The organism is Planctomyces sp. SH-PL62 (assembly GCF_001610895.1).
In the GTDB taxonomy this organism is placed as follows: domain Bacteria; phylum Planctomycetota; class Planctomycetia; order Isosphaerales; family Isosphaeraceae; genus Paludisphaera.
Map to the genome: position 1 here is coordinate 1,902,027 of NZ_CP011273.1, position 15,851 is coordinate 1,917,877.

Here is a 15,851-nt window from a genome sequence, read left to right on the forward strand (position 1 = left end):
ACCTTCTTCAAGCGGTCGCTGCGTTGAGGACTCGCCCCATCGTAATTCGCCCGACCGGCCCGATCAATCCAGCCTCGCGGCCGAGGGGCGAAGGCGGGCCGCGAGGGTCTCGATCGGACCGAAATCGAGCAAGCTCTCGCCGGCCGCGACGAGGCAGCGGAGCCCCGAGGCGCCCCACGCGGCGGGCGTCGCCGCCGTCGCGACGTCGAGCCCGGCGGCGTTGCCCGAGAACGCGGGCAGGACGATGAGACTCGGGCCGACGACGAAGCAGGGAGAGGCGAATCCCGACGCGCGGAGCACCGGATGATGATGGCCGATCACGGCCCGATCGCCGACCGTCGGCCGGTCGCCGTGCTGGATCGTCCAGTCGGCGACGGTCGCGGTGAGGGCCGTCGCGGGTGGCCTGGGAAACGCGGCCAGTCCCCGGTCGTGATTCCCCAGCGTAACGAGAAGCTCCACGCCTCGCGCGTTGAGCCACGAGCCGAGACGCGCGACGTCGGCGGCCGTCCGCGCGCAGGGACGCGAGGATTCGACGAGATCGCCGGCGACGATCAGTCGCCGCACCGCACCGCGAGCGAGCATCCGATCGAGCCGCTCGCGGGTCTCGTCGAACGAATGCGCGGGGATGCAGTCTCCGGCCGACCCGCGCGCCCACTCGTAGCCCAGATGGACGTCGGCGATGACGGCGGTCGCCTCGTCGGGCCGGATCGCCGCCCCCTCGGGCGTCAGGAGCCAGCCCTCGTGTGGGTGGCTGGCCGCAGCCGAACCGCTCACGAGCCGCCCCCGGCCGCGGCGGTCATCCGGGCGTGGAGTCGCCGCAGGGCGTCGGCCGGGGAATCGTAGCGCAACGACTCGTCGCCGCCGGGTGCGATCCAGGCGGTCGCGAACGGCGAGGCCGCCGCCAGCCGTCGCAGCCGGAGGGTCGGCCGGGTCTCCAGCCATCGCGCGGCGGCGGGGACGTCCAGGACTTCGTGAAGGATCTCGCGCCGGGTCTCGCGGAGCAGGGGGTGGTTCGGGCAGGCCGCCTTGACCAGCGGATACAGACGCGAGTAGACCCAGTTCATGCCGCCGACCCGGACCCGCTTCCCCGGCTCCGGGTTGCGCAGGACCATCAGCGCCGTCGCCGCGACGTGCCGAAACCGTCGCGCGGCCAGCTCGCCTCGGTCGACCCCTTCGAGCACGTCGTCGGCCAGGTCGTCGAGAGTGGCGATCTCGGCGAGGTCGGCCTCGCCGATCCGCACGTCGTCGGGCAGGCGGATCGTCCAGCCGAGGTCGGCGGCCTGGAACGCCGCGTCGCGGCCGAACCGTCGACCCAGCCGCGCCGCGACGGCCCGCCCGAGCGCCTCGGCGGCCGACCGATTCAAAGGCGCGTGGAACGCATAGGTCCAGCCCGGTTCGAGCAGGGTCGGGGATTCCTCGACGAGCAGCGTGTCGACGCCGGGGGTCTCGCTCCAGCGGTCCTGGGCCTCGATCAGCTCGGCGACGACCTCGGCGGCGCGGGCGTCGAGTTCGAGCGCCTCGGCCAGCCATTCGCGGAGGGCGGAAGGGCCGTCGCAGGTCGATCGACGCGAGGCCTCGGCGCGGAAGGTCGCCAGATCCGCGGCCAGCTCGGTCGACAGGGACTGGCGGTCGCTGTGCCAGACCGGCAGCGCGCCGGGCTCGCCGCCGACGAGCCTGGCGTGGACCACCAGCCCTTCGAGGCGGCGGAACTCCAGCGTGCGGCCGTCGAGCACGAAGCGATCCCCGGCGGAGAGCCGCTCGGCGTAGGCCCCCTCGACGGTCCCGATGGGGGTCGCTTCGGCGATGACGGTCGCCGATTCCTCGGCGTTGATCGTCCCCACGTTGCTCCAGAACCAGCGCTGGACGCGGCGGCTGCGGACTCCGAACCAGCCGTTTCGCTTCCAGATCCTCGGCGCGGTCCATCGCGGGGTCGCGCCGGGCTCGGGCTCGGAAGCCCCCGACGGCGAGGACAATTCGCCGGCGAGGAATTCGAGGCAAGCGAGGAAATCATCGCGGCCGAGGTCGGCCGTCGGCCCGGCCTTTCGCAACAGTTCATAGGCTGCGTCGACGGAGGTCTCGCCCGCGCAGGCCATGCCGATGAGTTGCTGGCAAACGACGTCGAGCGGCGAGGCGATCGGCTTCAAGGGCTCGATCGCACCGGCCCGAGCGGCCCGGGCCGTGACGGCTCCCGCGGCGACCTCGGCGGCGGTAGCCGCCAGGATCAGGCCCCGCGACCGGCCGCCGACGTGATGCCCCGACCGGCCGATTCGCTGGACGCAACGCGCGACGCCGCCGGGGAGGCCGACCTGGACCGTCAGATCGGCCGTGCCGACGTCCACGCCCAGCTCCAGGCTCGTGCTGGTGACGACGGCCCGGAGCCTGCCCGCCTTGAGCCGCTCCTCGACCTCGCGCCGACGCGCCGCGTCGAGCGCCGAGTGGTGGACGGCGACCTCGGTCTCGCCGTCGAACGCCCGGCCCGTCTCGCCACGTCCCGGAGGTGCGTTGCGCAGGTCGTGCGCGATCTTCTCGGTCATCGGCCGACTGTTGGCGAAGACGACCGTGGTCCGGTTGGCGGACACGGCCTTGCGAATCCGCCGGAGCAGCCGACGATAGGTCAACCCTCGGTGCGGCCCCTCGCCGGGACGGAGCAGCGACTCGACCGCGATCTCCAGGGCTTGCGAGCCGGCCGGGCGCGGGGCCTCGACCACCCGGCAGGTCCGCGACGGCCCCACCAGGAAGCGGGCGACCGGATCGGGGGGGCGGCAAGTGGCCGAGAGCCCGACCCGCGCGGGATCGGCCCCCGTCGCTTCGGCCAGCCGCTCCAGCGAGATCGCCAGGTCGGCCCCGCGCTTGGTCGCGGCCAGCGCGTGGACCTCGTCCACGACGACGTGCGAGACGCCGGCCCAGTGGTCGCGCCAGCCGGACTGACTCAGGAGCAGCGACAGGCTCTCGGGGGTGGTGATGAGGATGTGCGGGGGGGAGTCCCGAAGTCGCCGCCGTTCATAGGCCGAAGTGTCTCCCGTGCGAACTCCGACCCGGATCGGACATTTCTCCAGACCCAGCAGTCGCCCGACGCCGTCCAGGGGGATCGCCAGGTTCTTCTCGACGTCGTAGCCGAGGCTCCGCAGCGGCGAGATGTAGACGCATCGGAGACGGCGCGAGAGCGTGTCCGCCTGGTGCTCGCGCAGGAGCCGATCGACGATCGCGAGGAAGCCGGCAAGTGTCTTGCCGGTCCCGGTCGGTGAGATCAGCAGCACGTTCTCGCCCGAGGCGATCGCCGGCCAGGCGAGCCTCTGCGCGGGGGTCGGCCCGGCGGGGAAGGCGTCGGCGAACCAGCTTCGCAATGGGTCGCCGAGCAACCCCAGGGCCTCTCCGGCGTCATCCTTGCCGTCGATCATGGTGTACCCCGGAGTGACCTCGACTTCCGTCCAGGTCATATCCTATACAGCCGCGCCGGGATTGGGAACCGGCGCGACCGAAAGGACCGATCGAATCAGGGATTCGGGCGGGGCTGATTCTCGGCCTGGCGACGCGCCGCGGCGCGGGCGGCGGGGCCGTCCGGGCGAGGTGCCGGCGGAGGTCGCCGGGCCAAGGGGCGTTGAGGATTGAGTTGCCTTTGCTGAGGAGAGCCAGCTTCTGGGCCTTGTTGCATCGGCCTCCGCATAGGCCCGTTCCTGGCCGCACCGGCCCTCGGTCCTTGCGGCCTACTCTCGGCCCTCGGCCTCGGGGCGGCGGGGCCGAGCTCGCGGGACTGTTGCGGCGGGAACGCCCGGCCGGCCATCGGGGCGGGACGGTTCGCGTTCGCGGCCGGGATGGGTCGTTCCTGATTCCTCGGTGCGGTGCCGCCGGGGCCGCACCGCCCGGTCCGGGCTGAGGCCGGGGGAAGGGCGCCGCTGGGTTCCGCGCCTGCAAGGGCTGGGCGGCGGGCATCGGTCGTTCGCGAGGGGCCATCGGGCCGGGGACCCGGCCGACCGGAGGCTCGCGACGCTCCGGCCGCGCGACCACGGCGTTCGGCCTGTCGGCGAGAGGTCGGGGGGCGACCGGGCGTGCGGGCCCTTCAGTGAGCGAGACCGCCTGATCCTGCGGGCGCGACGGGCGGGCCGGGCGCGCGGCCGGGGCGCGATCGAGCCTCGGGGCGGCGACGGGCGAGGCCGACATTGCGAACGGCCGGGGGCGGGCCTGCGCCAGTTGCTGCTGAGCCTGGGCCGGGCGAGCCGCGCCCGGGCCGGGGCGAGGCGTGGCCTCAAGCTCGCGCCCGGCGCGCTCGACCCGGAAGTCGGCCATTTGGCGAGACCGCGACTGCCATTGCCGTCGGGCGTCGACGTCGAGCCGTTCCAGCCTCGCCGCGCCCGGCTCCGGCCGTCGCATCGCGACCTGCTCGATCGGACGACCGATCATCGCGGCCGGACCGTGCCCGGCACCAGTTCCTGGGCGCCCCCCGCGTCCCTGGTTGATGATGGTCACGTTGTTGGTGATGTTGACGTTGTTCTGGACGATCCGGGTCTGCTCGATGTACGTCCGGGGCGGGCGCATCGCGATGTTGTCCCGACGAAGGACGTAGTCGTCGCGGCACCGCGAGGCCCAGCCGGGATTGCTCCGCACGTTGACCGACGCATAGAAGGTGAACAGCGGGTCGTAGTAGGCCGGGGGTCGCGGCCCCGACTGATAGGAGAACGAGAACCAGGGGAAGACGCCCACGGAGAGGAACCGGCTGTCGTAGTAGTCGCCGAAGCAATAGTGATTGTAGGTCGGCTGCACGAACAGGTTGGCGACCAGCCCCGGTGCGGCGATGGTGATCGTGGGCGTGTAAACGTAGGCGGGTTGCAGATAGACCGGCCGGGCGTAGTAGACCGGCGCGAACAGGATGCCGCGATCGACGAGGGGGAGGTCCCAGTAGCCTTCGACGAACAGGCAGCCACCGGGCGTCCAGACGTAGTGCGCAGGGACCCAGACCCAGGTCGGCTGGACGGCCGCCCAGAAGCCGGGACGCCAGACGTAGCGGGCCTGACGCCAGAACCAGCAGCCGGGGCTCCAGAAGACCTCGGTCGAGGGCCGGGGGATGTTCGGGCCGGCCTCCAGGCTGGCGGGGGGCTCGGGGAGGTAGGCGGCCTCGCCCTGCGCGAGCCCCACTTCGGCGTCGAGCGGCGCGGCGGCCTGGCCGACCGGGATCCAGGCGCCGGGGACCCACTGCGAGCCGTTGGGGACCGGGTTCCAGTACCCGGGGACCCACTGTCGGCCCGGAGGGGGCTCGCGCCAGATCCCGCTGACCCAGACGAAGTCGTCGCGCCCCTGGTCCCAGCTCCAGTAGCCGGGCATCCATTGGACGTCGTCGCCGGCCGGCTTCTGGTCGGGGGGCATCTCCTCGACGGCTTCGGGAGGGGTCCTGGAGATGATCAGGCCGGGTTTCGGGTCGTTGACGACGGGGACCGCGAACGCCTCGTGGACGGGCCCGCGGGTCAGGACTTCCACGCCGTCCGGGGAGTCGCCCGACGGCCCCTGGCCGCGCGCCGTCGCGTAGATGGCGGACAGGCCGACCAGCCAGACGGCGGCCAGCGTCCGGGCTCCGGGTCCGATCCGCTGGCGGTTGCAACTCGTCGATGTGCGATCCATCCGTGCGCTCCTGACGTCGGAACGTGGCGGTCGGCCGTCGGACGCCTGCGAATCGCTTCGCCCGCCCGGTCGATCGCTCGTCCCATCTATGATGAACGGCGCGGCCGCCGTGCCGCGCATGGGGCGGTTCTACCAGAACCGCGCGGATTCGTCCCGGGCGTTTCGCGATCGCTCAGGCGGCCAGGGGATCGGACTGGAATTCGCGGGAGGCGATCGCGACGATCCGGGGGTCGACGAGCGGCTTCCCCTCGGCGTAGGCGATCAGGAGGCCGAGGTCGGCGAGGTGGTTCAGGCGCCTGGGGACGCCTAGCGCGGCGCGATGGAGATCGGCGAGGGCGTCGGGGGTGAACAGGGGCTCGCGACCGCCGGACGCCGCGAGCCGCCCCTGCACGTACGCCGTCGTCTCCGCCAGCGTCAACGGCGGCAGCAGGCTTCGGGCCGTCAGGCGGTCCTGCAAGGTCGCGGGGAGTTGCAGCAAAACCTCGGCGGTGCCGACCAGGAGGAGCGAAAGGACGGGGAGGCCGTCGGCGTGGAAGTTGAGGAGCAGGCGGAGCGACTCGAACACCAAGGCGTCCTGGACGAGCTGGGCCTCGTCCACGATCAGCAGCGGCCGCGCCCCGCGCGAGGCGAATTCCGCCAGGGCCTCGCGAAGCCGCCGCAGGGCCGACGCCATCGTCGGGGCCGCGACGGGCTCGCCGCCGAGTTCCTCCGCAAGGTGGACGAGGAGGTCGTGGGCGGGCATGGCCGGAAAGGTCAGGTGGACCGTCGGCGCGTCGATCTCGGCGGCGAGGCGGAAGGCCGCCAGGGTCTTGCCCGATCCCGAGCCGCCGTAGAGCAGGGCGGGGCCCAGGCCGTGCTCCAGGCCATAGCGCACGCGTCGAAGGGCCGCGTCCCGGCTGGGGAGCGGGACGTAGGCCGACGCGCGGGCGGTTTCGCCGAACGGTCGCTGTTCGAGACCGTAATGGGCTTCGTACACGGATCCTCCCCGCGCGGTCAGGCGAACGTCTCGGCGAGCCCGAGCAGGGGGACGCCGCCGGCTTCGAGCACCTCGCGAGCCCGCAAGATCGAGCGCTCGCCGGTGGCGTCTCGGCTGTGGACCAGGACCGCCGCGTCGACCGAGCGATGGAGCACGGCCGCCGAGAGCCCGGCGAACAGCGGGCCGCCGTCGATCAGCACCAGGTCGAAATCGCGACGCAATCGGGCCATGGTGCAGGCCCAGGCGGCGCTCGCCAGGAAGTCCCTGGGCCGCGAGACCGCGGCGCGCATCGGCAGGACCCAGAGCCGGTCGCCGGCCGACTCGATCAGCGCGTCCTCGACGGCCTTGCCGTCCTCGACCACGTCGTCGAGCCCGACGTCGCAGCGAATCCCGAGGGAACGTCCGAGCATCGGACCGGAGAGGTCGGCGTCGACGAGCAAGGTCTTGATCGGCCGTCCCGCCAGGGCGCGGGCCAGAGTGAGCACGAGCGTCGTGCGGCCTTCGGCGCGATGGCAACTCGTGAAGAGAAGGACCTTGACTCCCTTGCGATCGCGGGCCTCGAGAATCCGGTCGGCCATCTGCCGGAAGCGATCGCCCCAGGAGCGTTCCAGAACGTCGACGACCTCGGGCCATTCGAGCTTGCCGGCGGGAGGGGGAGCCGGAGGCTGATACACCTGGGAGGGCCGCACGGGGCGGGTCGCCGCGTGGACCGGTGCGGCGAGGGGACGCCGACGACTCCAGGTGCTCGATCGCCCTCGCGTCCTTGCTGGGCGTAGACACGGCTGAGCGCCTCGTCAACTTCCCTCATGAGACGCCTCCTCGCGACGTTCGGCGGGCAGCAGGTAGCCGGGGAAGACCACCGGGCTCTCGGGCTCGGCGTCGATCGCGTCGATCGCGCTGAACGGCCTGATCGACAGTCGGACCCGCAGGGGACCGGCGTCGTCGTCCATCCGGGGCGACGACGCGACTTCGGCCGCCTCCAGGCGTCGCACGGGGGGGACCCCCCAGGCTCCGACCGCGGTGAGGAGCGGCGCGAACGCCAGGACGAGGCAGGCCGCCACGCGGATCTCGCGACGCAGGCGGCGCCGGGGCCGTCGGGCTCCCGACCGCGCACGCATCCGATCCGCCCAACCTTCCTCCCAACTCTCGATCGAGGAAGGGCGACGACGGATCGGTCCCACGTCCGGGACCTGGATCAGCGTCTGGCCCCAATCGAACTCGAACCCGCCGTCGTCGAACCGGGCGGTCGCGTCGTTCGTGGGTGCGAGGAAGGGAGTCATGGCGGTCGCCCTCGATTCGATCGGTTCGGTGTATCCGGCTGTTGGTCCATGAGGTCGACGGGGCGTGACCTACGTTCGTCTGCGGCTCGGCCCCGGAGCGTCCTCTCGCGATGGTGTTAGGATCGGCCGTCGCGGCGGGAAACTTGAACAGCCGTGACGAAAATACCGAAGCGCGAAGGACGTCCGATTCCGGGGCCGTTTCCGACGCGCCGGGTTTGCCGATCGTACGAATCGCGCGGTCGGGATGGTTTCGAAAAGCCGACCGCCCGACCGGATCGGCAAGGGGCCTGCGTCCGGTCGGGCGGTCGGGGGGGAGTCGGGGCGGGAGCCGTCAACGGCCTCGGAAGAAGCCGAAGAAGCTGCCGCGACGGGCCGTGGCGGGGGAGCCGTCGTAGCCGGGAGCGCCGGCGCCGGCGTTGGCCCCGGAGGGGGCGCCCGCGAACATGGTCCCGCCGACGCCCGGCAGGCTGCGACCGGCTTCGTACTGGGCGACGGGGAGGAACTCGGGGGGCTTGCCGGCGAACCGGGGGTTCGCCGCGCCGCCGTTGGCGAGGTCGAGCGACAGGACGTTCTCGAGCGTGACGTACGGGTTGTGCCCGGACCACTGGGATTCGAGGACCACCATCACGTTCAGGGGCGCGAACAAGGCCTCGCCGCCGACCGAGATCCAGTCGGCCGCGGCGGGATTGGTCTCGTCCACCCGGCCGTCCAGCCCGTATACCAGGCTGTACTCGTATTTGACGATTCGATCCTTCTCATCCTGCCCGTTGAGGGACGACCCCGTGTTGGCGTGGAGGTCGATCGAGATCATGACGGCGCGGGGGCCGCGGCCGGGGATCGACTTGTACTCGGCGACGTACTTGTAGATCGCCTGGTTCCACACCTCCGCCTCCGAGCCGCGCGGCGGGAAGGCGCGCATGTTGGAGAGCAGGGCGATCCGCTCGCCGCGAATGTGGGTCTCGAGCATGGCGTGCACGCGCGAGACCTTCCAGTCGGTCGGGTCGGGGCCCGGGCGAGGGGGGCCGGCCGGGATGTCGGTGGCGTAATCGCCGATCCGGTGGTTGAGATGATTCTCGCCGAGCTCGGCGTACAGGGCCCTCAGCTCGTCCTTGGTCATGCCCGTGCCCGGGGCGGGGACGGGATCGTTGAAGCGGATCGACGCGACGGCGCCGCCGAGGCAGTGGCCCGGCCAGCGGCTGATGTCGTGATTCTGCGTGTTGACCGCCTCCCAGATCCGCGCCGAGGTGCCGAAGAGCTGGTCGTACTTCAGCAACGGCGAGGGGGTCTGGAAGAGGGTCTTGTCGGGGCCCATCCAGAACAGGTCGTCATAGAGGTTGGGGAACCAGGTCGCGTCGTCCCCCGCGGCGGGCGAGGTCTCCAGGATCCCGTTCCGACCGGCCATGATGATGTCCTGGCCCGGCGCGATGTAGCCTCCGGGCGCGGCGAGCCAGACGTCGTCGCCCTGGAGTTGCAAGGTGTCCACCCGCGCGTTGCCGCCGGCCCAGGGCTCGTGCAGCGAATCCGCCTTGGTCGGCCAGTAGTAGAAATTCCAGGGCTTCTTCGCGCTCTGGGCCGTCTGGACGAACTTGGTCTCGACCTTGTAACGCTTCTTGGCGCCGGCCACCTTGAAGGTGAACCATCCCTGCTGGTCGACGCCGACCTCCTGGCCGTTGGACCGGATCGCTCCGTTCGGCCCCTTGATCTCCTCGACGGTGCCATCCGTCGACTTGACGGTCAGCACGCCGCCGAAGCGCGTCGGGATATAGACCCCATAGTAATGCTCGCCTTCCCTGGCCTCGAGCGAGCCCCCCAATGGGACGGCGACGACTCGCTCTGTGGCGTCCGCCCGGGCGGTCGCCCCATAAAGGGCCGCGACCACCCCGAACATCGCACCACCGAGCCGAATGCCGATACGCATGATGCCTCCCGATACCGGTGTAGAGTTGATGACGCTACATCCTAGTCTAGCGCAATACCCGGACCGCGGACCACCGTGTCCTCGTCAACGGGCCCATGCTCTTCCGCCCCAACGTGCCAGCGGCTCCTTGCCAAACCTCCATCATGGTTCGGCTTCGAATCCGCTGCGGGGCGATCCCATTTGACCGGGTTCATGCACCCAGTCCCTTGAAACCCGGCAAAGACCCTAGAGCCCCCCAAGACGGCAAGTTCTCGAATCGACGATCTGATGTGGAACCCCGCTCGAGGGGATTCACGCCCCGCATATCCATGACATTCGCCAAATTCACCAAAGCCCCCCAAGCCAGCAGGTTCTCGAATTTGTCAAGATCACTGGATGGGTCGGGGGGCGATGCCGATAACCAGCAGTGGCCACCTCTGGGGTGGAGCATGGAACACGGCCAAGATGACCGGTTCAAGGCTCCCCTCACCGACCGAGGCCTGCCGGGCTGTCTCCAAAGAATGGAAGTGGGGACAGGCTTCACCTTCCGACCCTCGGGGACGAGGGTGAAGAACGAACGGGCGGTGGGGTCGGCGACCGGCCGGTGTCCTGGACACCAGCCAATCCCGGACCATCAGTGGAAAAGTCTGCTCACTCAGTCGATCGAGACGTCGACCGACGACCTCACTCATCACAGAGGACATCGCGATGACCAGTGCGGTTCTAGTTGTTGCCCTGAGTGTCTCGGGCCAACTATTCCACAATAGTGCCCCGGCGAAGATCGCCCCGGCCCCCCAGGCCCCTTATAAGATCGCCCCGGCCCCCCAGGCCCCGGTGAAGGTCGCCCCGGCCCCCCAGGCTCCGGCCAAGATCGCCCCGGCCCCCCAGGCTCCGGCCAAGATCGCCCCGGCCCCCCAGGCCCCGGCCAAGATCGCCCCGGCTCCTCAGGCCCCGGCCAAGATCGCCCCGGCCCCCCAGGCTCCGGCCAAGATCGCCCCGGCTCCTCAGGCCCCGGCCAAGATCGCCCCGGCCCCCCAGGCCCCGGCCAAGATCGCCCCGGCCCCTCAGGCCCCGGCCAAGATCGCCCCGGCCCCCCAGGCTCCGGCCAAGATCGCCCCGGCTCCTCAGGCTCCGGCCAAGATCGCCCCGGCTCCTCAGGCTCCGGCCAAGATCGCCCCGGCCCCTCAGGCTCCGGCCAAGATCGCCCCGGCTCCTCAGGCTCCGGCCAAGATCGCCCCGGCCCCTCAGGCTCCGGCCAAGATCGCCCCGGCTCCTCAGGCTCCGGCCAAGATCGCCCCGGCCCCCCAGGCCCCGGCCAAGATCGCCCCGGCCCCCCAGGCCCCGGCCAAGATCGCCCCGGCCCCCCAGGCCCCGGCCAAGATCGCCCCGGCTCCTCAGGCCCCGGCCAAGATCGCCCCGGCCCCCCAGGCTCCGGCCAAGATCGCCCCGGCCCCCCAGGCTCCGGCCAAGATCGCCCCGGCCCCCCAGGCTCCGGCCAAGATCGCCCCGGCCCCCCAGGCCCCGGCCAAGATCGCCCCGGCCCCCCAGGCCCCGGCCAAGGTCGCCCCGGCTCCTCAGTTCTTCCCGGCCCCCCAGGCCCCGGTGAAGGCTGCCCCCCAGAGCTGAGATCGGTCTCTTAAAGATCGAGTCGACCAGTTCACCATAGAACACCGGGCGTCGCACCCCAATCCGGGGGGCGACGCCCGTGTCGTTTTGTGGTGTTTCTTGATTTGATGCAACGGCCTCCCCGCCAGTCACTCCTCCCACACCTCGCCATTCCTCACCTCGTCCTCCCCCACTACGCCAAACGACAGCCTGAAAACGCCTTAACTTACTGCGATTCAAGCCATTTGAGACGCAATAAGCGAGTCGGCGTCGGTCGCGTGTTCCTTGAAATCACCCATTGATGAAATCGCCGACAAAACGCGCGCCAGCGACGGCGTGCCGGCAGAATACGACCTAGGCTTTCTGGCAGAGGTTGCATCAGAGACGCGAGCCCCGACGAAGAGGCGACCCGCCTCTCCATCAGGGACGCGCCGCCAGGGATAGACGAGAGCCGAGCTCGCCCACACGTTTCGCAACTCAAGGGAGTGCACCTACCATGCGACAATCCCAGCGTCGCTCACGCGGTGGTCATTCGCCGGCCCCCGATCGCCGCTCGCGGCCGAAGCTGGAGGGCCTTGAATCGCGGCTCCTCCTCTACGCCACCCTCAACGCCAAGTGGAACTACGGGGAGAGGATCACCTACAGTTTCGTCCCGGACGGCACGACGCTCGGCGGGGTCCCCAGCACACTCTTCCAGACGCTGGACGCTCGCTACTCGAGGACGACCTGGCAGGAGGAGATCGCCTCGGCGGCGGCCGTCTGGCAAAGGTATGCGAACATCAATCTCGTCCAGGTCTCCGACGCGGGCCAGTCCATCGGCTCTTCGGGTTGGCAGCAGGGCGACGACCGCTTCGGCGACATCCGGTTCAGCGCGATCCCCCTGTCGACCGGGACGCTTGGCGCGGCCTACTCGCCGCCGCCGATCAACGGCGGCACCCTGGCCGGGGACATCGTGCTCAACTCGTCCATCAGTTGGATGATCGACGCCCACTACGACCTGAAGACGGTCGCCATTCATGAGTTCGGCCACGCCCTGGGCATGAGCCATTCGCAGATCGGCCAGGCCGTGATGTGGTCGTATTACACGTCGATCAAGCAGACCTTGAACTCCGACGACATCAGCGGAATCCGGTCGGTCTACGATCCCCGCGAGTACGACCACTGGAACAGCGGCGGTCGCAGCAACCTGATGTACTGGGACGCCGTGAGCATGGACGGCGCAAGGAACCCCGCCACGAATCAGATCACGGTGGCGAACCTCCAAATCACCGATCCGGGGCAGACCGAGTGGTACTGGGTCACGATCCCCAGCAACAACATCGGCCGCTTCTCCGCCACGGTCCAATCCACGAACCTGAGCCTCCTGGCGCCGAGGGTCACCGTCTTCGACGCCTCCCTGAACAGCAAGGGCGACAAATATCTGTACGGCTACGGCGGGACCGCCAAGGTCGACGTGACCAACGTCACGGCCGGGCAGGGCTTCTTCATCCGGGTGGCCGGCGGATTCGGCGGCTCGACCGGCGCGTTCGCGCTGCAGATCAACTTCAGCGCGAACGACATGCCCCCGGTCGCGCCGCCGTACACCAAGGTCCCCTACCAGATGGGAACCGGAGGCGGCATCAGCACGATGGCCCAGGGCGAGGATCACGGTCACGATCACGGACTGGAGAGCGTCCAGATCGGCAATCTCCTCGCCTGGGGAGAACCGCTGTTCGCCGTCGGCGTGGCCCGGCCCTCGCCGACGGCCCTGATGCGATTCGCCGCGTCCATGAGTCCATCTCCGACCGTCAAGACCGACTTCGGCCTCATGGCCGCGGCGGCGTCCGACGCGAGCATCCTCGGCGGGTGGGGAGGGGGCGCGTACGCGTTCTCTCCCGGCTGGAGCAGCGGATTCCCAACCTCGGCCGACTCGGTCGACCAGGCGTTGACGGTCTGGGGGGTCGACGGCGGTTTCGGCTGGTCTTCGGCCCTGAGGCGAAAGGGCGCGACCCATTGATCGGATCCAGGGCGAAGCGGCGGGCTCCCTTGCGACTCGCCGCCGCCGAGCCGTGGATCATCGACCGCGACGGGAAGGTCCCCGTGCCGCGGCTGACAGGTTTCGAGTCGCTCTCACGATGGTGCAACCATGAAGATGCGGCGTCCCAGCCATCGGAAACGGTTCGGAATTGAGACCCTGGAATGCCGACGCACGCCGTCGGCGAGTCCCGTAGCCGCCATTGCGCCGACCTCGCAGACGGCTGATGCGTTGGTAGGCCTGAGGACCTCGCCCGCCGATGGGGAGATCGTGGACGCCTCGAACGCCCCCGGCTCCATTGGGGTGGGCCTCCAGGGCATCCCGGCGAGTGCGTTGACGTTCTATGGCGTCGAACTCCGTCGAGTCGAGGCCGACGGTTCGGAGTCGACGATCCTTGACGGGACCGAGATCGACCGGGGAACGCTCGACGACTCGACGGGCGCCTTGTCGTTCCGGCTCGACGCCCCGCTGGGAGTCGGTCGCTATCGCATTGTGCTGAGCGGCGGGAGCCTGCTCTCCCGGTCGCTCTCTCGGGGTCGATGGGATCCTTCCCAGGATCGGACGGTCTCGGAGTTCGAGGTCAAGGGGTCGACGGCGACGACCGTGACATCCGACGACCTGGGCCAGATCGGTCCCGACGTCCGATCGATCGCGGGTTCCTTGACGGGCTCGGCGGCGTCGCAGGCCTCTTACCGGATCAGGCTGGACAGCGGCCACGCGCTCTGGCGCCTGGGCCTGCAGCTCGACGCCGGCCGGATCGGGAGCCCGCTCCTCGGCGGGATCACGGTCTACGACGCGGACGGGAACGTCGCGGCGACCACCAGCGCCAGGCTCGACCTCCCCCTGGGGTTCCCCAACGATCCGTATCTCTTCGTCGGGCTGGGGCCCGGGGAATACGACGTGGTCGTGACGAAACCGGAGGGCCAAACCGGCGGCGATTTCCGCCTCAACGTCGTCGCGGATCCGGCCGCGACGATGACGAAAGTCGCCGCGTTCGCGGTCGATCAAACCGACGGCGAGGTGATGGGCTTCACGATCTCCTTCACCTCGCCGATCGACCCGGCCCGGCTCGCGTCGCAAGGGATCCTGGTGATCGAGGCGGGCGGGGGCGTCCACCTCGCCCACCTGACCCGCGTCGAACCCGGCCTGCAACGCTTGGGGTTCGAGTTCGATCAGCCCTTGCCGGCCGGCGAGTACCACTTGCTCGCGACGGACGACGGCCCGATCGTGGACCTCATCGGACGCGTGCCGATCGCCGAAGGCCTCTCGGCGGGAATCCTGGCGGCCTGGATGGTCTCCCCCAACGGAGAAGCGACGGTCTGGACGCCCCCGTCGACGAACCTCGGCCGGGGCGAGTTCTCGCTCAACCCGGGCCAGTCGATCGAGATCCCGATCCTCGTCGACCAGGCCAAATCCCTGATCCTGCGGTCGATCCTGACCAACGGAGGGGTGTCGATCGAGGTGATCGGGGAAGGTTTCGTAAAAGTCGTGGACCCCGCTTCCGGCACTCCTGGTCAGGAATATTCCTTCGAGCTCCCCGCCGGTTCCTACGTCCTGCGGCTGACCGGCGTGGGCGAGGGGCCGGCGACGGGCGGCTGGAGCCTGGACCTGAAACTGGTCTCGGCCGAATCGCTCATCGCCAGCGCGGTCGGGCCGGGCGGTGCGCTGAGCCTCCGTCTCGGCCAGTCCGGCGACGCGAGCACGCCTGCGTCGACGCAGACCTCGTCGTCTCACAGCCGTTCTTCACCGACGGCGGGGGCGAACGCACGGATGGGCCCACTTTCCTCGGCCTCCCCGTTCTCGAGGACCGCCGCATCGCGGCCGATCGGACGGCCTTCGACGGGCTCGGTCGCGATCGCGGCCGTCGGCCCGTCGGTCATGGGGGGAAGGACCGCGGTCGCCTGGGCGGGAGCGTCGTCCGCGAATCAGGGCGCGGCGGCGAGCCTGATCCTGAGCGTGAACGGCCAGGCGGACGACGGCCTCCCACGCGGGCCCGCCGGCATGTCGGAGCCGACCGCGGCGACGCCGACCTTCGACGGAGAAGTCACCCTGACGGCCCAGGCGCGGGCGACCGACGAAGGGGACGATGCGGCGATCCTCCAGGCCGATCGCGTGATCGCGGCGGTGCAGGGAGGGCTCCGATGGCTGCTCGACGGCCCCTCGGCCGAGTCCGCGCCCCACGACCTCGCCGGCGTCATCCCCCGGACGATCGACCCGGCGGCGGCCGAGGCCGCCGACGGCGAAGGCCCTTCGGACGGCAAGGTCGAGCGGGCGTCCTTCGAACTGCCGCTCGGGATCCTGGTCCTCACGACCGCCACGTTCCATTTCCGGCGCGCGGCGCTCCGTTGGTGGCGGAAGCGGAAGGCCGCCGCCGGTGGGCTGGCACAGGTCTCGCCAGGACCGTATCGAGGCCCTCGGCGGATGAGTCCGACGGCCGCTCGGGCCCCGGGCGTACGGACGTGAGCCGCG

The 15,851-nt window shown here is 70.5% G+C and carries 10 protein-coding genes; 3 read left to right on the top strand and 7 right to left on the bottom strand.

What is annotated here, in order from left to right; translation table 11 throughout:
• Window positions 1–63: 63 nt before the first annotated feature.
• From VT85_RS07305 to VT85_RS07335, 7 genes are all read right to left on the bottom strand, one after another.
• A complete protein-coding gene (locus VT85_RS07305) occupies window positions 64–774 on the bottom strand; it encodes a metallophosphoesterase (protein ID WP_068412684.1) in 711 nt (236 codons plus the stop codon).
• On the bottom strand, window positions 771–3,437 hold the full coding sequence (locus tag VT85_RS07310) for a DEAD/DEAH box helicase (protein ID WP_197491145.1): 2,667 nt from the start codon (window positions 3,435–3,437) through the stop codon (window positions 771–773). The genes VT85_RS07305 and VT85_RS07310 overlap by 4 nt, the downstream gene beginning before the upstream one ends.
• Window positions 3,379–5,610 (bottom strand): YXWGXW repeat-containing protein, encoded by a 2,232-nt coding sequence (locus VT85_RS07315; protein ID WP_068412690.1) that lies wholly within the window; start codon window positions 5,608–5,610, stop codon window positions 3,379–3,381. The genes VT85_RS07310 and VT85_RS07315 overlap by 59 nt, the downstream gene beginning before the upstream one ends.
• A 172-nt stretch (window positions 5,611–5,782) precedes the next feature.
• Window positions 5,783–6,586: an ExeA family protein gene (locus VT85_RS07320; protein WP_197491146.1), complete on the bottom strand. Its 804-nt coding sequence runs from the start codon at window positions 6,584–6,586 to the stop codon at window positions 5,783–5,785.
• Window positions 6,587–6,603: 17 nt separating this feature from the next.
• The gene (locus VT85_RS28300; protein WP_197491147.1) at window positions 6,604–7,275 is read right to left on the bottom strand and encodes a CpsD/CapB family tyrosine-protein kinase; all 672 of its coding nucleotides are present in this window, start codon (window positions 7,273–7,275) and stop codon (window positions 6,604–6,606) included.
• A 105-nt stretch (window positions 7,276–7,380) separates the two neighbouring features.
• Window positions 7,381–7,866, bottom strand: a complete 486-nt coding sequence (locus tag VT85_RS07330; protein WP_068412694.1) for a hypothetical protein — start codon at window positions 7,864–7,866, stop codon at window positions 7,381–7,383.
• 331 nt (window positions 7,867–8,197) lie between these two features.
• Complete coding sequence (locus tag VT85_RS07335; protein ID WP_082858421.1) at window positions 8,198–9,784, bottom strand: hypothetical protein; 1,587 nt, start codon at window positions 9,782–9,784, stop codon at window positions 8,198–8,200.
• 813 nt (window positions 9,785–10,597) lie between these two features.
• Here VT85_RS07335 and VT85_RS28305 point away from each other — a divergent pair.
• From VT85_RS28305 to VT85_RS07350, 3 genes are all read left to right on the top strand, one after another.
• On the top strand, window positions 10,598–11,389 hold the full coding sequence (locus VT85_RS28305; protein ID WP_197491148.1) for a hypothetical protein: 792 nt from the start codon (window positions 10,598–10,600) through the stop codon (window positions 11,387–11,389).
• Window positions 11,390–11,864: 475 nt separating this feature from the next.
• Entirely contained in the window at window positions 11,865–13,364 is a 1,500-nt protein-coding gene (locus VT85_RS07345) for a matrixin family metalloprotease (protein ID WP_068412701.1), read from the top strand.
• 288 nt (window positions 13,365–13,652) lie between these two features.
• Window positions 13,653–15,845 (top strand): hypothetical protein, encoded by a 2,193-nt coding sequence (locus VT85_RS07350; protein WP_156512726.1) that lies wholly within the window; start codon window positions 13,653–13,655, stop codon window positions 15,843–15,845.
• The last annotated feature ends 6 nt before the right edge of the window (window positions 15,846–15,851 follow it).

Coding starts and splice junctions, on each gene's coding strand:
- VT85_RS07330 (WP_068412694.1), bottom strand. CDS start 7,866: ATGACTCCCTTCCTCGCACCCACGAACGACGCGACCGCCCGGTTCGAC.
- VT85_RS07335 (WP_082858421.1), bottom strand. CDS start 9,784: ATGCGTATCGGCATTCGGCTCGGTGGTGCGATGTTCGGGGTGGTCGCG.
- VT85_RS07315 (WP_068412690.1), bottom strand. CDS start 5,610: ATGGATCGCACATCGACGAGTTGCAACCGCCAGCGGATCGGACCCGGA.
- VT85_RS07345 (WP_068412701.1), top strand. CDS start 11,865: ATGCGACAATCCCAGCGTCGCTCACGCGGTGGTCATTCGCCGGCCCCC.
- VT85_RS07310 (WP_197491145.1), bottom strand. CDS start 3,437: ATGACCTGGACGGAAGTCGAGGTCACTCCGGGGTACACCATGATCGAC.